Source organism: Nucisporomicrobium flavum (genome assembly GCF_016464385.1).
GTDB classification, from domain to species: Bacteria; Actinomycetota; Actinomycetes; order Mycobacteriales; family Micromonosporaceae; genus Actinoplanes; species Actinoplanes flavus_A.
Map to the genome: position 1 here is coordinate 14,831 of NZ_JADMLH010000016.1, position 23,452 is coordinate 38,282.

25 protein-coding genes are annotated in these 23,452 nt (G+C 73.8%); 12 read left to right on the forward strand and 13 right to left on the reverse strand.

Annotated features, from left to right (window positions below):
- Window positions 1–3 precede the first annotated feature (3 nt).
- Window positions 4–1,197 (reverse strand): macrolide family glycosyltransferase, encoded by a 1,194-nt coding sequence (locus IT780_RS30465; protein ID WP_199515266.1) that lies wholly within the window; start codon window positions 1,195–1,197, stop codon window positions 4–6.
- A gap of 104 nt (window positions 1,198–1,301) precedes the next feature.
- On the opposite strand from IT780_RS30465, the gene IT780_RS30470 reads away from it, so the two are divergent.
- The gene (locus IT780_RS30470) at window positions 1,302–1,892 is read left to right on the forward strand and encodes a TetR family transcriptional regulator (RefSeq protein WP_199515267.1); all 591 of its coding nucleotides are present in this window, start codon (window positions 1,302–1,304) and stop codon (window positions 1,890–1,892) included.
- Here IT780_RS30470 and IT780_RS30475 read toward each other — a convergent pair.
- The 3 genes from IT780_RS30475 to fxsA are packed head-to-tail and all read right to left on the reverse strand — an operon-like array spanning window position 1,889 to window position 5,325.
- Window positions 1,889–3,574 (reverse strand): putative bifunctional diguanylate cyclase/phosphodiesterase, encoded by a 1,686-nt coding sequence (locus tag IT780_RS30475; protein ID WP_199515268.1) that lies wholly within the window; start codon window positions 3,572–3,574, stop codon window positions 1,889–1,891. The genes IT780_RS30470 and IT780_RS30475 overlap by 4 nt on opposite strands.
- Before the next feature lie 45 nt (window positions 3,575–3,619).
- Window positions 3,620–5,077: an aKG-HExxH-type peptide beta-hydroxylase gene (locus IT780_RS30480; RefSeq protein ID WP_199515269.1), complete on the reverse strand. Its 1,458-nt coding sequence runs from the start codon at window positions 5,075–5,077 to the stop codon at window positions 3,620–3,622.
- A 41-nt stretch (window positions 5,078–5,118) separates the two neighbouring features.
- Window positions 5,119–5,325: an FxSxx-COOH cyclophane-containing RiPP peptide gene (gene fxsA, locus IT780_RS30485; protein ID WP_307831465.1), complete on the reverse strand. Its 207-nt coding sequence runs from the start codon at window positions 5,323–5,325 to the stop codon at window positions 5,119–5,121.
- 183 nt (window positions 5,326–5,508) lie between these two features.
- Between fxsA and IT780_RS30490 the strand changes: the two genes are divergently transcribed.
- Together IT780_RS30490 and IT780_RS30495 are read left to right on the forward strand one after the other, a co-directional pair.
- Window positions 5,509–5,712, forward strand: a complete 204-nt coding sequence (locus tag IT780_RS30490) for a hypothetical protein (protein WP_199515270.1) — start codon at window positions 5,509–5,511, stop codon at window positions 5,710–5,712.
- Entirely contained in the window at window positions 5,702–6,097 is a 396-nt protein-coding gene (locus IT780_RS30495; RefSeq protein WP_307831466.1) for a hypothetical protein, read from the forward strand. Before IT780_RS30490 ends, IT780_RS30495 begins: the two co-directional genes overlap by 11 nt.
- Before the next feature lie 45 nt (window positions 6,098–6,142).
- Here IT780_RS30495 and IT780_RS30500 read toward each other — a convergent pair whose 3' ends face one another.
- Window positions 6,143–6,427, reverse strand: a complete 285-nt coding sequence (locus tag IT780_RS30500; RefSeq protein ID WP_199515271.1) for a DUF427 domain-containing protein — start codon at window positions 6,425–6,427, stop codon at window positions 6,143–6,145.
- A gap of 156 nt (window positions 6,428–6,583) precedes the next feature.
- On the opposite strand from IT780_RS30500, the gene IT780_RS30505 reads away from it, so the two are divergent.
- Genes IT780_RS30505 through IT780_RS30520 form a run of 4 tightly spaced genes read left to right on the forward strand, consistent with a single transcriptional unit; the run spans window position 6,584 to window position 10,566 of the window.
- A complete protein-coding gene (locus IT780_RS30505; RefSeq protein WP_199515272.1) occupies window positions 6,584–7,183 on the forward strand; it encodes a hypothetical protein in 600 nt (199 codons plus the stop codon).
- The gene (locus IT780_RS30510; RefSeq protein ID WP_199515273.1) at window positions 7,180–8,250 is read left to right on the forward strand and encodes a hypothetical protein; all 1,071 of its coding nucleotides are present in this window, start codon (window positions 7,180–7,182) and stop codon (window positions 8,248–8,250) included. Before IT780_RS30505 ends, IT780_RS30510 begins: the two co-directional genes overlap by 4 nt.
- Window positions 8,247–9,695: a hypothetical protein gene (locus tag IT780_RS30515; RefSeq protein WP_199515274.1), complete on the forward strand. Its 1,449-nt coding sequence runs from the start codon at window positions 8,247–8,249 to the stop codon at window positions 9,693–9,695. Before IT780_RS30510 ends, IT780_RS30515 begins: the two co-directional genes overlap by 4 nt.
- 10 nt (window positions 9,696–9,705) lie before the next feature.
- A complete protein-coding gene (locus IT780_RS30520) occupies window positions 9,706–10,566 on the forward strand; it encodes an aldo/keto reductase (protein ID WP_199515275.1) in 861 nt (286 codons plus the stop codon).
- Between the two features lie 10 nt (window positions 10,567–10,576).
- Here the strand turns inward: IT780_RS30520 and IT780_RS30525 are convergent, their stop codons facing one another.
- The 3 genes from IT780_RS30525 to IT780_RS30535 form a co-directional block, all read right to left on the reverse strand.
- Window positions 10,577–12,382 (reverse strand): SpoIIE family protein phosphatase, encoded by a 1,806-nt coding sequence (locus tag IT780_RS30525; protein WP_199515276.1) that lies wholly within the window; start codon window positions 12,380–12,382, stop codon window positions 10,577–10,579.
- Window positions 12,383–12,509: 127 nt separating this feature from the next.
- Window positions 12,510–13,139, reverse strand: coding sequence for an SRPBCC family protein (locus IT780_RS30530; protein WP_307831467.1), 630 nt, complete (start codon window positions 13,137–13,139; stop codon window positions 12,510–12,512).
- 65 nt (window positions 13,140–13,204) lie between these two features.
- Entirely contained in the window at window positions 13,205–14,092 is an 888-nt protein-coding gene (locus tag IT780_RS30535) for a bifunctional DNA primase/polymerase (RefSeq protein ID WP_199515278.1), read from the reverse strand.
- Between the two features lie 147 nt (window positions 14,093–14,239).
- Here IT780_RS30535 and IT780_RS30540 point away from each other — a divergent pair, with 147 nt between their 5' ends.
- The gene (locus IT780_RS30540) at window positions 14,240–14,998 is read left to right on the forward strand and encodes a hypothetical protein (protein ID WP_199515279.1); all 759 of its coding nucleotides are present in this window, start codon (window positions 14,240–14,242) and stop codon (window positions 14,996–14,998) included.
- On the opposite strand, the gene IT780_RS30545 is transcribed toward IT780_RS30540, so the two are convergent.
- Window positions 14,999–16,030 (reverse strand): beta family protein, encoded by a 1,032-nt coding sequence (locus tag IT780_RS30545; RefSeq protein ID WP_199515280.1) that lies wholly within the window; start codon window positions 16,028–16,030, stop codon window positions 14,999–15,001.
- Between the two features lie 118 nt (window positions 16,031–16,148).
- On the opposite strand from IT780_RS30545, the gene IT780_RS30550 reads away from it, so the two are divergent.
- Window positions 16,149–17,456 (forward strand): AAA family ATPase, encoded by a 1,308-nt coding sequence (locus IT780_RS30550; RefSeq protein ID WP_199515439.1) that lies wholly within the window; start codon window positions 16,149–16,151, stop codon window positions 17,454–17,456.
- A 7-nt stretch (window positions 17,457–17,463) separates the two neighbouring features.
- On the opposite strand, the gene IT780_RS30555 is transcribed toward IT780_RS30550, so the two are convergent.
- The 3 genes from IT780_RS30555 to IT780_RS30565 form a co-directional block, all read right to left on the reverse strand.
- On the reverse strand, window positions 17,464–18,672 hold the full coding sequence (locus IT780_RS30555; protein ID WP_199515281.1) for a hypothetical protein: 1,209 nt from the start codon (window positions 18,670–18,672) through the stop codon (window positions 17,464–17,466).
- A 66-nt stretch (window positions 18,673–18,738) separates the two neighbouring features.
- On the reverse strand, window positions 18,739–19,770 hold the full coding sequence (locus IT780_RS30560) for a hypothetical protein (protein ID WP_199515282.1): 1,032 nt from the start codon (window positions 19,768–19,770) through the stop codon (window positions 18,739–18,741).
- On the reverse strand, window positions 19,767–20,096 hold the full coding sequence (locus tag IT780_RS30565; RefSeq protein WP_199515283.1) for a PadR family transcriptional regulator: 330 nt from the start codon (window positions 20,094–20,096) through the stop codon (window positions 19,767–19,769). Before IT780_RS30565 ends, IT780_RS30560 begins: the two co-directional genes overlap by 4 nt.
- A 360-nt stretch (window positions 20,097–20,456) precedes the next feature.
- Between IT780_RS30565 and IT780_RS30570 the strand changes: the two genes are divergently transcribed.
- Window positions 20,457–21,125, forward strand: a complete 669-nt coding sequence (locus IT780_RS30570; protein WP_199515284.1) for a hypothetical protein — start codon at window positions 20,457–20,459, stop codon at window positions 21,123–21,125.
- Window positions 21,126–21,132: 7 nt separating this feature from the next.
- On the opposite strand, the gene IT780_RS30575 is transcribed toward IT780_RS30570, so the two are convergent.
- Complete coding sequence (locus tag IT780_RS30575; protein WP_199515285.1) at window positions 21,133–21,549, reverse strand: hypothetical protein; 417 nt, start codon at window positions 21,547–21,549, stop codon at window positions 21,133–21,135.
- A gap of 69 nt (window positions 21,550–21,618) precedes the next feature.
- Between IT780_RS30575 and IT780_RS30580 the strand changes: the two genes are divergently transcribed.
- Together IT780_RS30580 and IT780_RS30585 are read left to right on the forward strand one after the other, a co-directional pair.
- A complete protein-coding gene (locus IT780_RS30580; protein WP_199515286.1) occupies window positions 21,619–22,629 on the forward strand; it encodes a 1-aminocyclopropane-1-carboxylate deaminase in 1,011 nt (336 codons plus the stop codon).
- On the forward strand, window positions 22,626–23,363 hold the full coding sequence (locus IT780_RS30585) for an SDR family NAD(P)-dependent oxidoreductase (protein WP_199515287.1): 738 nt from the start codon (window positions 22,626–22,628) through the stop codon (window positions 23,361–23,363). Before IT780_RS30580 ends, IT780_RS30585 begins: the two co-directional genes overlap by 4 nt.
- The last annotated feature ends 89 nt before the right edge of the window (window positions 23,364–23,452 follow it).

A 23,452-nucleotide genomic window follows, 5' to 3' on the forward strand; every position in this document is an offset into this window, starting at 1 on the left:
GATCTATCGAGCCAGCCGTTCGACGGCGTCCGCGGCCGCCCCAGCCCCGCCGGCGGCCCGGAACGACCCGGCCATCCCGGCGAGGTTCTTGCGGATCGTGTCGTCGCCGTCCACGTCGCGGACGGCCTCGCGCAGAGCCTCGGCTGTCTGGTCGGTCAGCGTCGTGCCCAGTCCCAGCTCACGGAGCCGGCGAGCGTTGGCGTGCTGTTCGGGCATCTGCGGGACGGCCACGGTGGGCACCCGGTGGAGCACCGCCTCCATGGTGGAGTTCATGCCGGCGTGGGTGACGAACACGCGCGCGTGCCGGAGGACCTCGAGCTGCGGGAAGGACGGGCGTACGTCGACGTTCGCGGGGACGGCGCCGAGCCGGGCCGGATCGATCCGGTCGCCGACGGCCATCGCCACCTGCCAGTCGGTGCCCGCGAACGCCTCGATGCAGAGGCGGAAGAACGCCGGATCCTCGTTCATCAGCGTGCCGAGCGAGACGAACAGCAGGCGGGTGCCGGGCGCCGGCGGTTCCCAGCTGCCCGTGTCCGTACGCGCGTGCTCCGAGGGCCCGACGAAGGCGTACCGGTCGCCGAAGGTGTCGCCGTCGTACTGGAATTCCCGTGGCACGAAGACCACGTCGAGGTCACCGGGGACCCGGCTGAGCACCGTGCCGAGCGTGCGCGTGATGCCGAACGGTGCCGTGTACGCCCGTACGCGCGACTCCGCGGCCGCCATCGACGCGGCGAGCCGTTCGGGATCGGGGACGAACTCCTGCAGCGGCGTGTAGTGCTTGTTCGCCGCGAATGTGGGTCGCAACTGGATGCCGGGCACCCCGAGGATGTCCGCCAGCATGGCCCCGGCGAGGGAGTTGGCGTCGTAGCAGACCACGTCCGGCGGGTCGGCGGCGAAGCCCTCGCGCAGCACCGGCAGCTCGTATTCGGTGGCCGCGAGCACCAGGTCGGCGATCATGGCGACCACGTCGGTGCTCGCGTCGCGCAGGGCGCTCTGGCCCGACCGGCCGCGGTGCCGGAACTCGCCGGCCGGCAGGTCGAGGAACGTGGCCCCGGCACGCCGGACGGCCGGGGCGAACGATGCCTCGAGGGCGTACGTGACCCGGTGCCCGCGCCGGACCAGCTCGGCCACGAGGGGCAGTGTCGGGTTGATGTGCCCGGCGCCGTTCCGGCCGACGAAGGCGAAGTGCCGTCGCATCTGACAGCTCCGATCGAGAGGAGATATGGAACTCAGTCCCACTTATGGAACCAAGTGTCAGATGAGCACCGTAGCGGGGCCGCGCCACCCGGTACCGTGACGCGGTGGCATCAGACCAGGTCCCGGGCGGTGCACGGGCGCGTGCCCGCCGGGCGATGCGCGACCAGGTGGCCGCGACGGCCGTGGCGCTCTTCCTCGAGCGGGGCTTCGACGGGACCACGGTGGACGACATCTGCGCCCGCGCCGACATCTCCCGCAGCACGTTCTTCCGCTACTTCCCGACGAAGGAGGAGGCGCTGTTCGGCCGGGCGACGGAGACCGGGCGCGCCTGGCTGGAGGCGCTGATCGCACGGCCGGCCGGCGAACCGCCGTGGGTCGCCCTGCGGCGCTCGCTCGACCCGCGGCTGCGGGAGCTCGCCGACGCCGGCGAGGCCATCAAGCCCCTCATGCGGCTGATCCTCGCGACGCCCGCGCTGGCCGCGCACCATCGCGAGAAGAACGCGTACTGGCAGGACCTGCTTCGGCCGGAGGTCGCCCGCCGGCTGGGCGCCGACCCGGACGACGCGGCGGATCCCCGGGCCGAGGCCATGGTCGCGGCGGCCCTCGGATGTCTGGACGCGGCGCTGCGAGCGTGGATGGCGGGCGGTCAAGAATTGCCCGAGCTCCTGGACCGAGCCATGGCCGTGATCGGTTAGGCGGAGAGCGCCGCCTGCCGGGTCAGCAGCTCGGTGAGCTGGCCGGCCGGCATGGGCCGGGCGAAGTGGTAGCCCTGCGCCTGCGCGCACTCCAGCTCCCGCAGCCGGGAGGCCTGGCCGGCGTCCTCGACGCCCTCGGCGACCGGCGCGAGGCCGAACGTACGGGCGATCTGCAGCACCGCCTCGGCGACCGACGCGCCGGTGGTCTCCTGCATCGCCTGCACGAACGACTTGTCGATCTTGACGACGTCGACCGGCAGCGTGCCGAGGTGGCTCAGCGACGAGAAGCCGGTGCCGAAGTCGTCGAGCGCGATGCGCACGCCGAGGGTCTTCAACGCGCCCAGTACCCGGGCGGACTCGACCAGGTCGACCAGCGCGACGGACTCGGTCAGCTCGAGCACCAGCAGCGACGGCGGCAGGCCGGTCCGCTCGAGGACGCCACGGACCTCGTCGACCAGGGCCGGGTTGCTCAGCTGGCTCGCCGACAGGTTGACGTTGAGCTCGAAGCCGGGCTGCTGCTCCTGCCAGGCGGCGGCCTGCCGGCACGCCTCCTCGAGGACCCAGCCGCCGAGGCGCGGCAGCAGGCCCAGCGACTCGGCCATGTCGAGGAAGGCGATCGGGGGTACGAGGCCGCGCTCGGGGTGGTTCCAGCGGACCAGCGCCTCCACGCCGACGGTGTGCTCGCCGGCCAGGTCGACGATCGGCTGGTAGTGCACCTCGAACTCGCCGTCGTCGAGGGCGCGGCGCAGGTCCGCCTCCTCGCGCCGGCGGGCCTCCACCGCGGCGAACTGCGCCGGGTCGAAGCGCCGGGCGACGCCCTTGCCCTCGCCCTTGGCCTGGTACAGGGCCAGGTCGGCCTCGCGCAGCACCTCGTCGACGAGCACGTCGCTGCCGCGGGTGATGGCGATGCCGGCGCTGGCGCGGATGCTCAGTACCGCCTCGCCGACGGTCAGCGGCTGGGCGAGGTCGCGCAGGATGCGGTTGGCCACGGTGTCGGCGATCTGGTCGTCGACCAGGCGCGGCAGCAGCACCACGAACTCGTCGCCGCCCAGGCGGGACACGGTGTCGTTGGTCCGTACGTTGGCGGTGAGCCGGTCCGCGGCGGTGCGCAGCAGCTCGTCGCCGACAGTGTGGCCGTACGTGTCGTTGACCTCCTTGAACCCGTCCAGGTCGAACAGGATCACGGCGGTCATCGTGTCGTCGGCGTCGGCCAGCGCGTCCCGCGCATGGTCCATGAACAGCTTGCGGTTGCCGAGCTCGGTCAGCGGATCCCGGAACGCCTGGCGGACCAGCTGGGCGCGCTGCCGGGTGAGGTCCCGGACGAGGCCCTCGTTCGCCCGCGCGCCGAGGAACTGCCGGACCAGGATGATCGCGGCCACGGTGAGCGTGAGCCAGGTCAGGCCGGGGCTGAGCTGCCCGTCGCGGCCGAACCGGACGCCGGCGAGCACCACGGCGGCGGCGACCGGGACGTACTGCACGAGGGGTCGGCGCCGGGCGAGCAGCAGAACTGCCGTGGCGGCCGCCCCGACGACGGCGGCGGCGGCGATCAGCCGGCCGGCACCCGCCGTACCGCGGACGACGTCCTCGACCGGCGCAGACCACGCCAGCAGAAGAAGCGACGTCAGGATCATGGCGTGGTCGACACAGCGACGCACCCGATCCATGGCACCCGTCCGGCTCATGCTCACCTCCAACAGGGGCCATGATCGGCTCGGTGGCGGGGAACTTTAGGAAAGCCAGTTCACGATGGCGAGCGGGTCCGGCCGGTCGGCTCCCAGCGCGGCGCCGGCCGCCGCGGCCACCTCCGGCGCCACCGGCACGCCACTGACCAGCAGCAACCCGGCCCAGTCGGTCCGGTCACCGCGGTTTTCCCGGTACGCCCTCAGCGCCGCCCCGTGGTCGCCGCGGACGTACGCGAGGTCGCCCGCCGAGCCCTCGAGCGGCAGCCCGCGCAGCAGCCGGTGCGCCAGATCCAGCCGGGCGCTCGCCTCCAGGGCCCGCCGCGGCGCCCGGTGCAGCCGCGCGGTCACCGGCGGCGGCCGCTCACCCCGTCGCCAGGCCCGCGCCAGCGCCGCCGCGTCGGCCGGGTCCACGCGCAGGTTGCGCAGCCGCCAGCGCAGGTGATGATCGCGGTTGGCGCCCTCGGCGAGGCGCAGCACGTCCCGGCCTACCGGTTCGGCGAGCCACGGCCGGACCTCGTCGAGCAGGGCGCCGACGAAGCGCTCGCCGGCCGGCGTCAGACCGGTGAGCCCTTCCGCGGCGGCGGCCACGGCGGCGCGCCACCGGGCGAACTCGAACCGGGCCAGCGGGTCCTCCGGCCGGGTGCGCCAGAAGCGGGTGACCGTCAGGTACGCGTACGCGCCGTGCAGGATGCCGGAGGCCGGCCGCGGATCGTCGCGCCACGGCGAGTAGCCCGGCGTGTCCGGCGCTTCCAGCAGGTCGAACAGGTACAGCACCGCGTTGAGGATGCTGTGGTTCGCCTCGTGCAGCAGCCCGACGGCGAGCGCGGCCGGATCCGCCGGCTCCGAGATGGCGACGGCACCGTACGCGTGCACCGAGGTGGCGCTGATGCCCCGGGCCGCCGGGTCGGTCTCGACGGGCACCACGCAGTCCAGGACGCGGGACAGAACCTCGGCGTCGGGGCGTACGCGGTCGACGAGCAGCCGCCACGCCTCGGTGAACGCGGCCTGCCAACGGGCGGCCCCAGCCTCGGAGAGCGGCGGGGTGGGGGTCAGCCCGAGCCGGGCGCGCAGCGGGTCGCTGTCCTCCAGGCGTACGGATATCGACAGCCCGTCATGTGCGGCCGTGAGCAGCCGCTCCGCCTGGCGTGGCCGGGGGATCCGGGCACGCGCCGCGAGCTCGGTCAGATGGCCGACGCCGGCCGCCTCCGGTGATGCGCCGTCCCGCAGGGCTGTGAGGCAGCCGGCGGCCCACACGCCGAAGAGCGGGCGGTCCAGCAGAGCGCGCGTGCGGGCCGGATGGGTCGTCTCGGCGGCCGACAGCTCACGGAGGCAGGCGGTGCCGGCGAGGGCCGCGATCTGGCGGAGCAGCAGCAGGTGGCGGCTCATCCGCACGCGGCGCAGCTCGTCCAGCACGCCGGGACCGGGCCGGCCCGCCCCGAGCGCGGCCAGCGCCGCGTCGCTGAGCCGATGCGGCCGGGCCGCGCCGATCCCGGTGACCGTCATGCGCCCGGCCCCTCCCGGCTGCTCCTCACCGGCCTGGCGCCTCACAGGGCCGAGTTGAACCCGGCGATCGGCTCGCCGGGGTGGGCCAGGTCGTCCGCCAGCCGGCGCAGGCAGTGCGCCAGCGGGCTGTCGTCGGCCCGGTCGGTCTCGGCGTCGGCCGCCAGCTCGGCCAGCGACAGGGCGGAGACGTCGATCATGGCGGACCGCCAGTCCGGCGTCGCACTCGTGGTGCTCGTGCCCCCGTCCACCTACGCCTACCTTCGTCGGAGGATGTCGGTTGTCGTCCTGCAACGATCAACCCGTTGCCGAGAAGATTACGGCGGTCGTCGGGTCGGGTGATGTCCGGGCGTGTCGGCGGGCGGGGTCGCCCGGCGCGCCGGGCCGTGATCTCATAGGCCGACACCGCGAAAGTCGGCAACGGAGGACAAACTGTGCTAAGGCGCCAGGCCGGGGAGACCGGGGAGCAGGTGCACGACCGCGCCGAGGACGAGGGGACCGACGATTCCGCCGAGAACCCGCCCGAGGCGCCGGTGATGCCGTCGCCGCCGTTCCCCACCTTCCGCAGCCGGCCCACGTTGCCGGCCCAGACGCCGGGCGTGGGCTTCGAGAGCGGGCGGGACAGCCGTGCCCGCTGAGGACCCCCGGCCGCCCCTGCCGCGCCGCGGGCCGGCGCCGGCCGTCGAGCGGATGGACAACGCCGAGCTGGCCCGGATGGTCGAGGCGGAGCACCCGTACCGGGGCAAGGCGCTCTTCGAGCTCTCCGACCGGATCGCGCACGACGACGACGCGGCGACCAAGGTGGCGATGCTGAGCCGGCTGTCGTCGCTGCGCCAGGCGCGCCTGTTCGACCGGGTCTCGCTGGCCTGGTCGGCGATCATCGCATTGCTCGCCGCGGAGACCCCGCACTCGCGGTCCGCGGCGTACGAGGCGTTCGGCGCGCTCGACGTGGCGGAGCAGCAGGACATGCTGGACTACCTCGAGGTGACCGCCATCGAGGACGCCCACCCGAGGATCGCCTGACGCCGCCGGGGCGCGGGCCCTGCACGCCCGCGCCGCGGCGGCCCGTCAGGCCTCGACCTTCACGTCCTTCCAGAACGCCACCCGGTCGCGTACGGCCTTGGCGTCGGGTTTCGGATCGGGGTAGTACCAGACGGCGTCCTGGCTGACGTGGCCCCCGGACTCGAGCGTGTAATAGGACGCCCGGCCCTTCCAGGGGCAGACGGTGTGCGTGTCGGACGGGCGCAGCACGTCCTCCCGCAGCGCGGAGCGCGGGAAGTAGACGTTGCCCTCGACAACCACGGTGTCGTCGCTCTCCGCGATGATCTCGTCGTTCCAGATGGCCTTCGGCATACCCCGAACGTAGCGCGCCCGTCGGCCCCAGTTCGATATGCGCGCTTTATTCGCCTCCCGGGGGTGAAACGCCGTCGGATAGCCAGACCGTTGCCCGGCGCCCGTACGAGGATCTAAGGTCGATCCGCCCACGACCCCCGAACGGAAGCGGCCGCCATGAGCACGAGCACCCTGAGCACGTTCCCGGTCGTCCGGGAGCAGGCCCGGCACGCGTTGCTGCTGCTCGGGGCGCCGGCCCCGGCCAAGCTCGTGGTGGACGTGCACACGGCCCTGTTCGACGGCGACCTGTCCATGTCCGGCCTGGCGACGGTCCTGCGCGACGAGGAACGGCAGTACGACCCCGACACGCTGCGGCCGTACCGGATCTGCCCGGCCCTGCACCACGACCTGACGGTGGCCCGCGGCCTGGTCGCGCTCTCCTGCTGGCCGGGGGAGCGGCGGCTGGTGTCGCCGGTGGCCGCCCGGGCCAACGCGCTCGCCGCGGTGGCGCGCGTCGCCGAGTTCGTGGCCATCCGCAACACCGCGGGCCCGGCCGTGCTCGACCTGCTGCGCCGCCTCGCCGAGACCGTCCCCGGCGGCCCCGAGGCGTTCCTCGTGCACGACCCGCGGGCGCTGGCCGACGCCGCCCGCGCCGCGCTGGCCGACCTGAGCGTCGAGGCCGTCCCCGACGCCGTCCTGCGCCGGTGGGAAGGGCTCGACGAGCGGCACCGGCTGTTCGGCGTCACGAGCCTGCCCCACCAGCGAGGGCGCGCGTGACGCCGGCGCTCGACCGGCTCCGCGGCGGCGCACCCGCCAAGCGGCACAACGCGCGCACGATCGCCGCGCTCACCGCCAACCCCGGCTGCACCCGCCGCGCCGTCCTCGACGCGGCCGGGATCGACAAGCCGAAGCTCGCCCAGCACATCGGCTTCCCCGGGAACTTCGGGCAGTCCCGCTTCGCGCTCGCCCGCGGCAACGGCTTCGAGGCCATGCTCAAGGCCGACGACTGCGCGCTGCTGCTGTCCGTGCTGCGCGACGCGCTCGGCCTCGACACCCCCGAGGTGTCGTACGACGATCTCGGCGAGGACGCCGACGACACGCTGCGCGCGCGGCACGGGCGGACCAGGAAGCTGCTCGCGGCCGCCGCCGGCGCCGCCCTGATCGACCACCCGCTGCTCACCCTGGACGTCGCCGGGCGGCAGGTCTTCCTGGAGCCCGACCTCATCGCGTTCCAGGTCGAGGGGCGGCTGCACGTCGTGGAGATCAAGTCCTTCGCGATCGTCGACGGGCAGGCCGACAGCGCGAAGGTGTCGGCCGCCGCGGTCCAGGCCGCCGTCTACGTGCTCGCGCTGCGCCGGCTGCTCGCCGAGCTGGGCCACGACCCGTCGCTGGTCAGCCACGACGCGGTGCTCGTCTGCCCCCGCGACTTCTCCCTGCAGCCCACGGCCGTCCTCGTCGACGTCCGCAAGCAGCTCTCCACCCTGACCCGCCAGCTCAAGCGGCTCGCCTCGGTCTCCGACGTGGCCGAAGCCCTCCCGCAGAGCGTCAGCTTCGACCTGTCGCTGCCGCCGGCCGACCTGATCGCCTCGCTGCGGCATGTCGAGGCCCGGTACGCGCCGGAATGCCTCTCCGCCTGCGAGCTGGCCGTGCACTGCCGCCACGAGGCCGCCGGGACCACGGCCGCGCTGGGCCGGCCGGTCCGGGACGCGCTCGGCGGCGTCGACACGGTCGAGGAGGCGCTGGCGCTGGCGGCGGGAGCGCGTACGCCCACCGAGGAGCAGGTCGAGGCGGCCGCGCTGCTCCAGGCCGCCGCCCGGCTGCGCGCCGAAGTGCTCGGTTCTTGAGCACGCTCACCGCGCTCGCCCGGGCGCAGGCCCGCGCCGAGGGGCGCGCGCAGCCGATCGCGACCGTACGCCACCTGCACCTGCACGCCCGGCCGTTCGTGTTCATCCCGTACGCGATGGCCGGCGAGGCGAACGCCCCCCTCGCGGCGCTCGCGGGCACCGGCCCGGACGACCCGCGGCTGCTCGTCGTGGCGCAGCCCCGCAACCGTGACGACCGCTTCGCCTTCGCCGCCGAGCTCGCCGGGCTGCTGCTGCCGTACGTCGACTCGTTCACCGCGGTGGCCGAGGCGGTCGCGGTGGACCGGGGCCGGGACGTGCGCTACCGGTACGTGGACGCGCCGCAGCTCTGGGTGCCGAACACCGGCGGCGTCGACTTCATCCGGCTCTTCGGGCGCTCCACCCGCTTCCGCACCACCGAGGGTGAGTACGCGGTGCCCGCGGGCGTACCGCTGCTCGGGCGCTGGCTGACCTTCTTCGCCGGGTCCGCCGAGGTGCCGGGGTCGTCGCTGCTGCTCAACGCCGTACAGGCGCTGTCGTCGCACTGGGCGACCGGGCAGAGCAGTGCCGAGGACGCCCAGCTCGCCGCCCTGATGGCCTGGTTGCGCCCGCCGCCGGGCCGGTCCGTGCTCGAGGCCGCGGCGGCGGCCGAGGACCCGGCGGTGACCCCACCGGCCGGACCGGCCACCGACCCGTCCTTCGACAACCACGTCCTCGCGCCCCTGCTGTCGGTGGCCGAGCCGGACGTCGCCGAGCTCTCCGAGGTGCTGCGCGCCCAGCTCCTGCCGACCTGGCGGCTCATGTGGCAGGCGCTCGACCTGCTCGGCACGCTGCCGCCGGGCGCCCGGGTCGCGAGCCGGTGGGACGGCGACCGCGACGCCTTCTCGGCGTTCGCCCAGCACGTGGCGGAGGGTGGCCCGCCGCAGCCCCGCCGCGACGGTGCGGTGGCCGCGGCCGCCCGCCTCAGCCGCCTCGAAGCCGCCGCGACCCGGTACGCGGTCCAGCGCGCCTTCGACGACCCCCTGGTCATGGCCGAGCACCGCCTCGCGGGCGCCGCGTTCGCCGCCGAGGTCACCCTCGCCAAGGCGGACCGCATCGACGACAGCGGCAAACGCCCGGTGCTGCGCCCCCGCATCATGGTGGTCACCTCGGAGCCGGTACGCGTCGAGCCCGGCGCCGCCCTCACCTCGCCGGCCCGGCCCGGCCAGAAGGCGACAGTCGTCTCGGTCACGCGCCTGGACGGGACCAAGACCGAGGTGCTGCTGGAGCTGTCCGGTGGCATGGGCCGCAAGCTGGTCGCCGAGCCCGGCAGCGTGCCCGAGGTGGGGGAGCGGATCCTGCTGACCACGCTCAGCGAGGCGTACCGGCCCGGCGGGGCGTTCCCGGAGCCGGACCAGACCCCGTGGACGCACGGCGGTCCGCCCGCTCCCGCTGCTCTCCCGGAGTAGCTTTGTCCGCATGTCCGTGATCAACAGTGGGACCATCGGGCTGGGCGGGCGTAGCGTCCACCGGCTCGGTTTCGGCGCGATGCGCATCACCGGCGACGGGATCTGGGGTCCGCCCCGCGACCACGACGAGGCGATCCGCGTCCTGCGCCGCGCGGTCGAGCTCGGCGTCGACTTCATCGACACGGCCGACTCGTACGGGCCGTACGTCTCCGAGGACCTGATCCGCGAGGCGCTGCACGACGGCACCGGGTACGGCGATGTCGTGATCGCCACCAAGGGCGGCCTGACCCGCAGCGGCCCCAACGTGTGGCCGCCGCTCGGCCGTCCCGAATACCTGCGCCAGTGCATCCTCATGTCGCTGCGCCGCCTCGGCGTCGACACCCTCGACCTGTGGCAGCTGCATCGCATCGACCCGAAGACCCCGCGCGACGAGCAGTTCGGCGAGATCAAGTCCTTCGTGGACGAGGGGCTCGCCCGGCAGATCGGCCTCTCCGAGGTTGGCGTCGACGAGATCCGGGCGGCGCTGGACTTCGGCATCCCGGTCGCCTCGGTGCAGAACCGCTACAACCTCGGCGACCGGCGGGCCGAGGACGTCCTCGACTTCTGCGAGGCGCGGGGGATCGCGTTCATCCCGTGGGCGCCCGTCAACGCCGGCACCCTGGCCCGGCCGGGTGGCCCGCTCGACAAGGTCGCCGCGGCGCACGGCGGGGCGTCGACGGCCCAGCTCGCCCTGGCCTGGCTGCTGCGCCGCTCACCGGTGATGGTGCCGATCCCCGGCACGTCGTCGGTCGCGCACCTCGAGGACAACCTGGGCGCGGCGGACGTACGCCTCACCGACGAGGAGTTCGCGCTCCTCGCGGGCGCGGCCTGAGCCTTTCCTCTCAGAGCAGCCGGATCAGCAGGAACGCGATGTCGTCGGCGCGGCGGGGGGCTGTCTCCACGAGGCAGCTGCACAGCTCCTCGCCGGGCCGGGCGCCGTCGCTGCGCAGCGTCTCCGCGACCCGGTCGATGCCCTCGTCGAGCAGGTGCCCCGGGTCCTCGACCAGCCCGTCGGTGTAGAGCAGCAGCGTCGCCCCGGCCGGCACCCGGCGCCGGTGGGTCGCCCGCTGCCCCCGGGGCGTCAGGCCCAGCAGCGGCTCCGGCGTCTCCCACCAGGCCTCCACCGTGCCGTCGGGATGCAGCAGCAGCGGCGGCGGATGGCCCGCGTTGGCGAACGTCACGTCGTACCCGTCCGCGTTCCGGCGGATCCGGGTCAGCACGGCCGTCGCCGCCGCGTTGACGTTGAGCCCGCGGATCGCCCGGTCCAGCTGGGTGAGCAGCCGGCCCGGCTCGTCGTCGCGCCCGTACGCGTCCCCGCGCACCAGGTTGCGCAGCTGACCCATCGCCGCGGCGGCTTCGATGTCGTGCCCCGAGACGTCACCCACGGCGAGCATCACGGAGCCGTCGGGCTGGGCGAACGCGTCGTACCAGTCGCCGCCGACCGCGGCGCCGTCCTGCGCCGGCAGGTACCGGGCGTGCAGCTCCATGCCCGGGATGCCGGGCAGCTCGGTGAGCATGCTGTGCTGCAGCACCTCGGCGACGTGCCGCTGGCGGCCGTACAGCCGGCTGTTGTCGATCGCCAGGCCGGCCCGCCGCGCGATGTCCAGCGCGGTGCGCTCGTCGGCCTCGGTGAACGGGGCCCGGCCCGGCCCGTTGACCAGCGTCACCGAGCCGAGCATCCGCTGGGTGACCGGCGCGGTCACGGGCGCGATGACGAACGACGCGTACCCCAGCCTATCGGCGATCTCCGCCAGCTCCGGGGTCGTGGTCCGCGCCAGGATCTTGTCGGCGGTCTCCCCGTCGCGGCGGATCGGCTGCCCGGACCGCTGCACCGCGAGGATGGCGGACCGCGCGCCCAGCCCGGTCATCATCAGCTGGGCGAACCGCTCGACGTCGACCGCGGCCTCGGCGTCCCGGTGCGCGGCGGCGACGTGCCGTACGGCGCCGTTCTGGTCGACGAGCGTGACCAGGCACCAGTCCGCCAGCCGCGGCGTCACGCCCTCGGCCAGCCGCCGCATGCCCTCCTCCATGTCGAGGGTGGTGGTGAAGGTCTCGGTCAGCTCGGCGAGCATCGCCAGCTGGTCATGGGCGCTCTCGGCGTGCCGCCGCGCCTCCTCGGCGAGGTCCCGGGCGATCCGCAGGCGCAGCTCCGACGCGCACGCCTCGGCGAGGTCCTCGAGGATCGCCAGCTCGTCCTTGGTCCAGGCGCGCGGCTTGGTGTCGATCGCGCAGAGCGACCCCAGCGTCAGGCCGTCGGAGTCCTTGAGCGGCATCCCGGCGTACGCCACCACCCCGAGCTCCGGGATCGCGAGGTTGTCACGGACCTGCGCGTAGATCCGCGCGTCCGGGTACACCTTCGGCGCACCCTCGGCGACGACGTGCTGACAGAACGAGTGCGACAGCGGGGTCTCCCGCTTCTGACTCCACGGCTCGGCCAGCCCGACCTGCCCGGGAAAGAACTGCCGCTCGGTGTCGACCAGCGAGACCAGGGCCACCGGCACGCCCAGGAGCCGCTTCACCAGACCGGCGAACCGATCGAAGGCGGCGTCGGACTCGGCGCTCAGGCAGACCCGCTGCAGCGACCGCAGACGCGCAGGATCGTGCAGCGCACTCTGAGCCGGTGCGTCGATGTCACCGTGCTCGGCCATGCCCCTCCAACCGTCGCCCCCCGGCGGCTCGATCAGCCAGGCTACCCGCCGGAAAGCGAAACCATGCATTCCCGCGGCCCCGCCCCGCAGCGGCCCTTTGTCGACCTCGGCGGTGCAGATTCGCCTGCTACGGGGCCGGGGTGTCGGCGGTCGTCACGCGGGTGTCCCGCGCCACCCGGCACCAGCGTTCCGTCCACCGCTTGCGCACAAGGTCGAACGCCGAGTCGTCCAGCCCGTACGTCGACACGGTCACCTCGACCGGCCCGGTTTCCGGGCTGTCCAGCGGCTCCTGCCCGGCGACCACCACGAGGTGCCCGTCCGCGTCGACGCGCCACGCCACCCGCCTGCCCACCGGGGTGCCGTCGCCACCGGCCGCCTTCAACGCCCGGCGCCCGGTGGTCGTGCCGGTCAGGTACAGCGTGCGGCGCTGCCCGGCCGGCCGCTCGTCGAGGTAGTACCGGAGCTGGACCAGGAAGGACCGCCAGCCCTCCTCGATCGCGTCGTAGCGGTCGGGGTCGCCGGCCTGCCGCCCCTCGCGGGCGACCCGCACCGTGGCGCGCGTGTCGTCGCCGGTGACGGCCAGGCACGAGCCGTCGGCCCAGCCCATCCGCTCGGGCGCCTGCACCGTCGCCTCGTTCACGAAGATGTGCTGGATCTCCACGTCGAGCTCGTCGTAGTCCCAGCCGAACCACTGCCGCAGCAACTCCGGCCGCGTCACGGCCGCCCAGGCCCGGTCGCGGCCGGCGGCGACGGTCACTTCCACGGCATAGGGCTTTGATGTGTGTTGATCGGTCACGCCCACATCTTTGCGTAATCCAGGGCTCACGCGACGCGATGGTCGTCGATTTCCGACCGCGACATTCCGGAACTTCCGCCGCCCACTCGCCGGCCCGCCGAAAGTCCCGAGCGGATGGTCCGCACCGTCTCGGCCCGCCCGAGCCCCGCCCACGCCGCGGCGGCGACGAGCTCCCGCGTCACGGCCGCCGAGTCCAGCAGCCCGGCCGCGACAAGCCGGCCCAGCGCGAAGGCCGCCCGGTTGAGGGTGTCGTTGCGTGTACCGACGGGGGCGCGCGCCACCCGGTCGGCCTCCGCTTCGAGGGCCACCGCCGCATACCGGTCGGGATGGACGATCTCGGAACGGCCGGGCTCCCAGCCCCCGGCGGCCGGCGGAGGGCCGGGGCCGGCGATCAGCCCGCACAACGCCTCGGGTGCCGGCGGGCACGCGACGTCCGGCCGCACCACCCAGTAGTAAGAGGTGCCGTTGGCGTGCCGGGACGGGGGCGCGAGCACGTACCCGCCCGCCCCGCGCCAGTCCACACCGGGCAGAAGGTGGACCCGGTTGCCGTACCCGGTGGGGGTGAACCAGAAATGCCACCCGCCGCCGCCCGTGCGGACCTGGGGTCCCGCCGGCATCGCGCCGCCGAGGAGGTGGCGCAGGCCGTGCCAGCCGGCGGTGGAGTCGACGTCGGCGACGTCCATGGCGATGCCGGTGCGCAGCCCGATGTTCGCGTCGGGCCAGCGTGACCACCACATCTCGATGCGGCGCGGGTCGGTGCCGGCGTCGGTGAGCCCGTGCCGCAGCCGCGGGTGCTTGCCCGGGCGGGCGCAGTCCGGCCGCCCGCACGAGCAGGATCCGTCCGGCTCAGGGTGGTGCACCGGCAGGACCGGGATCCCGTGCCGGGCATACGCGAGAGCGGCGTCGAGCATCATTCGAACAAGTGTACGAGCGCAGCCGCCGTCCCGCCCGCCGTCCGGGGACAACGCTCGCGACCGCACCCGTTTATGCTGCGCTCGCATAGATCGGCATCGCCGTGCCCGGAGGGCGGCCCGGCGTGTAGTCCCCGAGGAGCCACCGCCGTGACGAAGGAGCCGCCGGCCGATCCCGTGCCCCCGGACGTGCCGCCGATCGAGAGTGTCGAGCCCCCGCCCGCCGACCCGCTGCCCAGCTCGACGGACGCCGTCACCGTGCCGGTGGCGAGGGCCTCTCGTTCCGGGAGCCTCTCCAAAGGGCTGATCACCGCGTACTTCGCCGGCGGCCTGGCCCTGCTGCTCGCCGGTGCGGTCGCCGTCGTCTACCTGGGCGCCAAGGTGTACGCCCGCAGCCTGCCCCGTACCACCGTCACGGTCACGCGCGAGTACCCGTCGGCGAAGCCCAGCGCGCCCCGCCCCGCCGCGGTCGAGCCGTCGTCGTCGCTGCGTGCGCGGTTCGGGCCGCAACGGCTCACCAACGGCAAGTCCTTCACGATGCGCGGAGAGGGCGACGCGCGGTTCAAGGTCACCGTCAAGGCGGGCAAGTTCCGCAAGCGGGCCTGCGACGAGCTCGCCGTGCAGCCCAAGGAGGGCGGCTACCTGCCGGTGAAGCTGTCGGTGAAGGTGCTGGAGGGCGAGCCGGACATCAGCGAGTACGCCTTCCGTTTCCAGAAGCCGGACGGCGACTGGCTCCCGTCGGTGGGCGGCACCGCCTGCGAGGGCAACGACTTCGGCGGCTTCGTCCGGCGGTTGTCGGCGGGCCGTACGTATTCGACGACGGTGGTGTTCGACATCCCGAGCACGAAGGGCGACATCGTCTTCGTGTACCCGCTTCTCGACGTCGCTGCGTCGTGGCGGATCGGTTAGCTAGGCGATCAGCGTGTGCAGGACGTACGCGATGTGATGCGACGTGCTCCAGGCCATCCATCCCGACGGGCTGCCGCCGCCGCGGGCGCTGCGGGCGTTCTGGGCGATCTGCGCGTCGCCCCAGGAGAAGCGGGCGCCCGTGGACGGCCAGTGCGGGGAGGTGACGAGCGTACGGCAGAGGTCGTGGCACCGGTCGTCGCTGCGGCCGCCGCGCCGGGCCCAGCGGTAGATCCACCAGTCCCGTTCGGCGGTGTAACGCAGCGTGGGCAGCTGGCGGTGGTTGATGCCGAAGCGGCGTACGGGAGAAGTGACGCCGTAGTCCGCGTAGCCGACGCCGGGTTCCCGCAGCCGGGCCCACACCCGGGCATCGTGGCGGCCCACCGTGACCGGTTCGTCCGTCGGCAGGTCGTCCAGATTGGGCGGCATCGCGCCCGCCGCGACGGTGACCGACCGCCAGGGTGTCGCGCGGGCCCAGCGCAGCACGTGCCGGGCGCGTTCCTCGAACCGGTCGGCGTGGGCGGCGCAGGCCGTCTCTGCGAGGTCGATGACCAGGTCGACGCGTTCCGGCTCGAGGCCCGCGCCGGTCAGCAGGCGGGTGGTCGTCGAGGTGGCCTCGGCCGGGTTGCGGGCGTCGGTGTGCGGCTGGAGCCGCAGGACCGCGCGCATCAGGTGCATGCGCGCGGCCAGGCCGTGCTCCACCAGGCGGCGGCGACTGTCGTACGCCCGCAGCACCGGCAGCATCGCCACCCCGAGGTCGGCCAGCTCCTCGGCGAGGTCGAGTGGCGGTGACGTGAGCGGGCCGGCGGGATCGGGCACGGCACCCAGGTCAACGGCCATGGCTCCTGTACGCGGCGGCATCTGGCGCACCAGCTGGGGCAGCCGGTCGGTGGGGGAGACCTCGATGATCGGGGTGACCCGGCGCGCGGCGGCGGCATCGAGGTGGTGCAGGGCGGCCAGTTCGCCGCGCCGGGGTCGCAGGATCGGGCGGTAGACACCGTCCTCTCCGGCCTCGGGCGCCGTGAATACGGTCATTCACTCAAAGTAGCGAAGTATTCACGCTACGGGCGGATGCAGGTTCCATTCCTCAGATCGGGCGAAGGTTCGGGTCCGGTGTTCCGCCCGCCGCACAGTGTCGGGGGTGGCCGCTACGGTGGTCGCCGTGACAGTGGAGACACCTTCCGTCGAGGCCGGCCGGGTCGTCGACGCCGTCCTGCGCGACCTGGCCTCGTCGCCGCACCGCGGGGTGGTGGTCGACTCGCCTCCGGGCGCCGGCAAGAGCACGCTGGTGGTGCGCGCGGCCGGGGTGCTCGCCGCCACCGGTGCCCCGCTGATGATCGTCGCGCAGACCAACGAGCAGGTCGACGACCTCATCGCCCGCCTCGGTGCCGCCTCGCCGGAGCTCGGCGTCGGGCGGCTGTCCGCCGTGGACTACGCCGCCAGCGAGCGGGTCCGCAACCACCCGTCGTGTCGCGTCGGCGCCAAGGTGGCCGATCTGGGCGAGCCGCCCGTGACGATCGGCACCGCCGCGAAGTGGGCCACGGTCACCGACGGCACCTGGCCGTGGGCGATCGTCGACGAGGCGTACCAGATGCGCTCCGACGCGTTGCTGCGGGTCGCGGCCCGCTTCGACCGGGCGCTGTTCGTCGGCGACCCCGGCCAGCTCGACCCGTTCTCCACCGTGGAGGTCGACCGCTGGACCGGCCTGTCCTGGGACCCGATGCAGAGCGCGGTGGCGGTGCTCCTGCGCCACAACCCGGAGCTGCCCGTGCACCGGCTTCCCGTCTCCTGGCGGCTGCCCGCGTCCGCGGCGCCCGTGGTGGCCGAGGCCTTCTATCCGTTCACCGGCTTCCGCTCCGGCACCGGCCCGGGCGACCGCACGCTGAGCTTCGCCACCCCGGCCGCCTCCCGCCTCGACGAGGTCCTGGACGCGGCGGCCGACTCCGGCTGGGGCCTGCACGAGCTGCCGTCGCGCTTCACCGTGCGCACCGACGCGGAGGCCGCGGCGGCCTGTGCGGGCCTGGCTGCCGCCGCGCTCTCCCGCGACGGCACGACGTCGTCGGAGTCGGGCACGGCCCGGCTGACCGCCGACCGCATCGCGATCGGCGCCGCCCACCGCGACCAGGTCGCCGCGATCCGCTCCTGCCTGCCGCCCGAGGCGCGCGATGTCACCGTGGACACCGCCAACCGCCTCCAGGGCCGGGAGTACGACCTCACGGTGGTCCTCCACCCCCTGTCGGGCCGCCAGGACGCGACGGCGTTCCACCTCGAGTCGGGGCGCCTGTGCGTGCTCACCTCCCGCCACCGGCACGCGTGCGTGGTGGTGGCCCGGGCCGGCATCGCGGAGCTGCTCGACGCGCATCCCTCGACGGAACCGGTGCATCTCGGCGTGCCGGTGAAGTTCCCGGACGGATGGGAGGCCAACCAGGCGATGCTCGCCCACCTCGCCGCCCAGCACTGAGCGGGGCTCACGCCAGCCAGGCGCGGATCTTCGGCTCGCAGGCGTCCTGCACCCGGTCCCACGGCACGCCGAACACCGGTGCCGCCAGGTCCGGGGTCCGTCCCTCGTGGACCAGGAGGGTGAAGAAGGCGGCGAGCTTCCGGTCGCCGTATGTCGCTCCCAGGCAGCGCACCGCCAGGTAGGCCATGGCGTAGAGGCCGGACCGGTCCGCGGCTTCCGCGGACCATGGCAGGTCGAGGCGGCCGGTCCAGGCCGTACGGGCGACGTGCCGGCGGGCGTCCGCGAGCCGGGGGTACGCCGCGACCGGGATGCCGCCGTACGCGATGTACTCGGCCATGCCCTCGATGGCCCACGTGTCGTGCCCGCCCAGCGTGCCCAGCAGGGTGGCGATGTGGCCGAGCTCGTGGGCGAGCAGCCGCTCGTCCGGCGCGCCCGACGCGTCCATCACGGCGAAGGCGGTCTGCTCGCTGGTCCGGTCGACGAAGCCGGCCGCCTCGTGGTCACCGCCGATCGCCGCGTCCCAGTCGTCCGGGTCCGCCAGGTAGATGAGGTACCGGCCGGGCCGGTGGGCGGCGGTGGCGAACCGGTCCGCGGCCCGGGCCGCGTTCTCCGCCGCGGGGAGCCAGGCCGCCGGCTGGGTGCCGTCGTGCGGTGCGGCGACGACCGTACGGGTCCCGCCGGCGAACCTCAGCGCGTCCTGTTTCCACGGCACCGCCCCGGCCGGGCCGACCTGGTCGAAGCCGGTCAGCACCGCCCGGCCCCCGGCGAGCCGCCAGCGCGTCCGGGCGGTGATCACCTCGTCGTGCGGCACGTACGAGTCGGCCGTACGACGGCACGCGGTGCGGGCGAAGCAGACGCGCACCTGGACCTCGGCGGACCACGACTGTCCGCCACCGGTCGGCGGCGCGGTACGCGGCAGCCACGCCGAGACCTCGAAGCCGTGCAGGTTGGCGTACAGCCGTCGCAACTGCGGGACGAGCGACGGGTCCGCGGCGCGCAACCACCCGGCCTCGTCGCCGCGCAGCAGCGCGGCGCCCTGCTCCTCCAGCGTGGCGCGGATCGTGCGTTGCACGGCCTGGGCCCGGGCCGCCGCGGCGCGGGTCCGGCTGAGCGCGACGATCGACACGCCGCCGACCAGCACCGTCAGGACCGCGATCGCGGCCAGCCAGCGTTTCCGCCGGTGGGGCGGGGCGTCGACGGGAGCCGGGCCGGTCACAGTGGCGGACCCTACCAAGCAGGGCGCGTCCTCACACTGGACCGGCACCGGCCCGCTGGTCTGGGCTTATGCGACCGCTTTGCGGTCCGTTCCGGCCCGGTCGCGGTCCCGGAGGCGCAGGGCCGGCCGGGCGAGCAGCGCGGCCACGGCGATCAGCGCGAAGCCCCAGATCGGCAGTTGCTGGAGATCGCTGGGCGTGAGGTACCAGCCTTCGCCCAGGTCGAGGCTGCGCAACAGGTCGATCGTGGGCCCGAAGGCGAACCCGTGGGAGTGGACGAGCTCCCCGGTGCCGAGCGGCTCGGCCAGGGTCAGGTAGCGCAGCAGCGAGGCCACGAAGCCGGCGGCGGACGGGATGATCAGCACCAGGCCGGTGGCCGCGAGGACCGCGCTGCGGCGGGGCCGGCTCGCCATCCGGATCCGGTGGCCCAGCGCCACGCCGGTGAGCCAGCCGACGACCAGTCCGAGCACGGTGCCGGCGATGGTCAGCGGCAGGTACGAGCCGGGTCGCTTCGGCCAGCCGGCGAGGTCGAGGAGCTGCCCGCCGTTGGCGTCGGGGTACGCGTACACGTCGAGCCGGGTGTCCGCGGTCTCCGCGGCGAAGTGGACGTTGGCGAGGACGCCGTCCGTTCCGTCGCCGGCCTTGATCGGCCCGGTCCGCCAACCGGCGGCGGCCAGCTTGTCGCGGGTCTGTTCCGCGGCCTGCCGGGCGTCTGCCCCGGCGGGGAAGGGCCCGTCGGCCTGGAGATAGAACTCGCCGGTCCGGCCGGTGCCCGGCGACGGCAGGACCTGGTGGGCGATGGCCTCGGCGTCCGGCAGGTCGGCGTAGCCGAAGGTGCCCAGCCAGGAGCCGGCCGCAGCGCCGAGCGCGCCGCCGATGAGCAGCGCGAGGACGGCCGCCACCAGGGCCAGCGGGCGGCGCGCCGGCGGGCGGAACCGTTCGCGCAGGCCGTCCAGCACGAGCCGCCCGCGGTCGGCGCGGGTCGGTCGGCCGCCCGGGCCGGCCATCTCGAGCATGGTCTGGATCAGCTCGGTGCCGTGCTTGCGGCGCAGCCGGGCGGGGTACGCCGCCAGCAACGCCCGGTGGCCGGGGGCGCTCATGCGGCACCTCCGGCGGTGCCGGGGCGCAGGGCGAGCTGCCGGCCGGCCGCGGCGGCGTGGCGGCGCAGCCGGTCGGCCTGCTCGGCGAGGGCGGCGGCGCCGCTGTCGCTGAGCCGGTAGTAGCGGCGCAGCCGGCCGTCGACGGACTCCTCGCGGTCGACGGCGATCAGCCCCTGCTGGTCGAGCCGGTCGAGGGCGCCGTACAGGGTGCCGGGGCGCAGGTTCACCTCGCCGTCGGAGAGGCGGGCGACGGACTGGACGATCCCGTACCCGTGCAGCGGCTGGGCCGCGAGCGCGGTCAGGATGAAGAAGGTAGGTGCTTGCACGGCGAGGACAGTACGGTCGCCGATGTATATCGTCAACCGTTGCATTGCGACCACGGGCTCACCGTCCGTTGATGTTCGCAGCGCTGTCACCCGCTCGAAATATCGGACGGATTCACTATGAATAGAGGACTGACTCGCGAGCTGACATGCAACTTGCACGTGCGGTTCGCCGTGCAAGTTGCATGTTCGCGGGTCTCGGACCTGCTGCTCCAACGTCGCCGCAACGGTTTGATCGTCCCGCCGGCTTTCATTCATGACCGTTTCTGAGATCTCACCGGAATTCTCTTCCAGTCGATCTCCGGAGATGGAACTCTTCTAGCCAGACCGTAGCGCCAGCGACACGGACGGTGGTGGTACCGAATGCGTCCAGACGTTCTCGTCGGTCCGAGCGAGTGGGTGGTCGAGCAGTTCGGCGACAAGGTCGCCGCCGAGCTGTGGACCCGGGTCCCCGAGGCATTGAGCACGGCGATCGACCGTGAAGTCAACGCCCGCCCCTCGACGACACAGACCGCGGAACGGATCCTCGCCAACCCCCGGTGGCCCCTCCCGTACGAGGAACTCGTGCTGTTCCTCGGCACGCTGCCGGGAGCCGAGATCATCAGTGTGCCCCGGTCGGTCTACCAGCTCGTGGTCATCAACGGGCACGTGGTCGTCCCGTGGTGCTACGGCCAGTCGGCCGGCGACTCCATGCGCGACGCCCCGGTGGGCCGCTCGTTCGGGCGCCTCGCCCGGGAGCTGCTGCGCCGGTTCGGCCCGCCGTGGCGGCGATCGCAGGTCGAGACGCCGCTGCCGCTCGACGCCGTCGACGAGCGGGAGGTCGCGAAGATCTGCGCCGCGATCGCCCGGATCGAGCCCACCCCGGAGGTCGTCATCGCCGGGTACGCGGGCGCGCCGAACCTCGGCCTGCTCCGGGCCTGCCTCGGCGAGATCAAGTCGACGGACAACGGCTCGCTCAACTGGAGCCACATCGACGACCTGCCCCTGCCGCCCCCGGTCATCCCGCGCCCGCGCCGCATGCAGTTCCCCTGACCCCGGCTCACGTGGGGAAGGCGCACATCCTCCACTCGTCGTCCACCTCGTCGAGGACATAGACCTCGCCGGCCGTGGAGCCGTCCGCGCGGCGGATCTCGGCGCCGACCGTCGCCCGCCGGCGGTCGTAGTCGACATTCGTCGACGTGATGCGGTAACCCGTGATGGCGTTCTCCACCGGCTTGGCGAGATCCTCGCGGGCGAACACCTCCTTGGCCTCGGCGCAGAGGCCGTCGTACCCCGCCGGGCTGAGCCCGTCGCGGTAGTCGTCGATGAAGGTGGACGTCGCCTTCTCGGCCGCCTTGTCCAGGTCCGTCACGTGCTTGAGCCGGAAGGAGAGCCGGCCGATACCGAGGGCGCACGCGAGGAACACGAGCACGAGCACCGTACCGAGCACGAACGGCCACTTCTTGCGCTTGGTCACGGCGCCACGATAAGGGCTGTCGATCTTTTCCGTGGTCCCGTACGGGCCCGGGGCTGCGAGAATGGCCGCATGTCGCTGGATGACTTCGAGCGGTTCCCGCTGCTCTTCGGCCCCTCGCCCGTACACCGCCTGAACCGGCTCACCCGCGAGCTCGGCGGCGCGCAGCTGTGGGCCAAACGGGAGGACTGCAACTCCGGGATCGCGTACGGCGGCAACAAGACGCGCAAACTGGAGTACCTGGTGGCCGACGCGCTCGCGCAGGGCTGCGACACGCTCGTCTCCATCGGCGGCGTGCAGTCCAACCACACGCGGCAGGTCGCGGCCGTCGCGGCGTACGCGGGGCTCAAGTGCGTCCTCGTGCAGGAGAGCTGGGTCGACTGGCCGGACAGCGTCTACGACAAGGTCGGCAACATCCTCGTCAGCCGCCTCGCCGGTGCGGACGTGCGCCTCGTGCGGGCCGGGTTCGGCATCGGGTTCAAGGAGAGCTGGGAGCAGGCCCTCGCCGAGGTCGTCGAGCGGGGCGGGAAGCCGTACGCGATCCCGGCCGGCGCCTCCGACCACCGCCTCGGCGGTCTGGGCTTCGCGGGCTGGGCACGCGAGGTCGCCGATCAGGAGGCGCAGCTCGGCGTCTTCTTCGACACGATCGTGGTGTGCTCGGTGACCGGCAGCACCCAGGCGGGGATGGTCGCCGGCTTCGCCGCGCTGGGCGACGACCGGCCGCGGCGGGTGCTCGGCATCGACGGCTCGGCGAAACCGGCCGAGACGTGGGCGCAGGTCGCCCGCATCGCTCGGGACACGGCAGCGCTCATCGGCGTCGGCCGCGAGCTGCGCGACGACGAGATCCTGCTGGACGACCGTTACCACGCGGGCACGTACGGCATCCCCGACGAGGCGACGGTGGCCGCGATGCGCCTGGCGGCGCGGACCGAGGGCATGGTCACGGACCCGGTGTACGAGGGCAAGTCGATGGCCGCGATGATCGATCTGGTGCCCCGGGGTGAGATCCCGGCAACGTCCACGGTGCTGTACGCGCACCTCGGCGGGCAGCCGGCGCTGAACGCGTACAGCGCGATCGTATGACGTCCTTCGTGGTCACCGGCGGCGGGCGCGGCGTCGGGCGCGCGATCGTGGAACGGCTGGCCCGCGACGGCGCGACCGTGGCCGTGCTCGAGGTCGACGCCGCCGCGCTGGACTGGGCCGCCGACCGGCCGGAGATCGTGCCGGTCATCGGCGACGCGGCGGACACGGAGGTGGCGGCGCGGGCCGCGGCAGCGGCGCCCGGCCCGCTCACCGGTTGGGTCAACAACGCGGCGGTGTTCCGCGACGCCTGGCTGCACGAGGACCCGGCCACGGTCGCCGACGTCATCGGCCGCAACCTGCACCCGGTGCTCGCCGGAACAGCCGCGGCGCTGCGAGCCGGCTGCACGGCCATCGTCAACGTGTCGTCGCACCAGGCGCAGCGGGCGGTCCGGGGCGCCCTCCCGTACGCGACGGCGAAGGCGGCGATCGAGGGCCTGACCCGGGCGGCGGCCGTGGACTACGGTCCGCGAGGCGTACGCGTCAACGCGGTGGCCCTCGGCTCGATCGCCACGGAACGCTCGGACACCCACCTGGACGGTCTCACTCCGGCGGCCGCCGAGCACTTCACCCGCGAGATCGCGGCGCTGCAACCGCTGGGGCGGATGGGGCGCACGAGCGAGGTCGCGGAGGTGGTGGCCTTCCTGCTGTCGGACGCGGCGAGCTTCCTCAACGGCGCGATCATCCCGGTGGACGGCGGCCGCTCGGCCCAGGGAAGAGATCCGGAGGAGGTCTGAACACTCCCCGCCACTCTTAACGTATATCGCACCCGGGGGCTTGCCGCAAGACCCGGGTGAACGCGCAAAATCGCTGGTCAGAGCCCTGT

Coding starts and splice junctions, on each gene's coding strand:
- IT780_RS30580 (WP_199515286.1), top strand. CDS start 21,619: ATGTCGCTGGATGACTTCGAGCGGTTCCCGCTGCTCTTCGGCCCCTCG.
- IT780_RS30545 (WP_199515280.1), bottom strand. CDS start 16,030: ATGACCGTATTCACGGCGCCCGAGGCCGGAGAGGACGGTGTCTACCGC.
- IT780_RS30475 (WP_199515268.1), bottom strand. CDS start 3,574: ATGAGCCGGACGGGTGCCATGGATCGGGTGCGTCGCTGTGTCGACCAC.
- IT780_RS30525 (WP_199515276.1), bottom strand. CDS start 12,382: ATGGCCGAGCACGGTGACATCGACGCACCGGCTCAGAGTGCGCTGCAC.
- IT780_RS30480 (WP_199515269.1), bottom strand. CDS start 5,077: ATGACGGTCACCGGGATCGGCGCGGCCCGGCCGCATCGGCTCAGCGAC.
- IT780_RS30585 (WP_199515287.1), top strand. CDS start 22,626: ATGACGTCCTTCGTGGTCACCGGCGGCGGGCGCGGCGTCGGGCGCGCG.
- IT780_RS30505 (WP_199515272.1), top strand. CDS start 6,584: ATGAGCACGAGCACCCTGAGCACGTTCCCGGTCGTCCGGGAGCAGGCC.
- IT780_RS30570 (WP_199515284.1), top strand. CDS start 20,457: ATGCGTCCAGACGTTCTCGTCGGTCCGAGCGAGTGGGTGGTCGAGCAG.
- IT780_RS30560 (WP_199515282.1), bottom strand. CDS start 19,770: ATGAGCGCCCCCGGCCACCGGGCGTTGCTGGCGGCGTACCCCGCCCGG.
- IT780_RS30535 (WP_199515278.1), bottom strand. CDS start 14,092: ATGATGCTCGACGCCGCTCTCGCGTATGCCCGGCACGGGATCCCGGTC.
- IT780_RS30500 (WP_199515271.1), bottom strand. CDS start 6,427: ATGCCGAAGGCCATCTGGAACGACGAGATCATCGCGGAGAGCGACGAC.
- IT780_RS30465 (WP_199515266.1), bottom strand. CDS start 1,197: ATGCGACGGCACTTCGCCTTCGTCGGCCGGAACGGCGCCGGGCACATC.
- IT780_RS30520 (WP_199515275.1), top strand. CDS start 9,706: ATGTCCGTGATCAACAGTGGGACCATCGGGCTGGGCGGGCGTAGCGTC.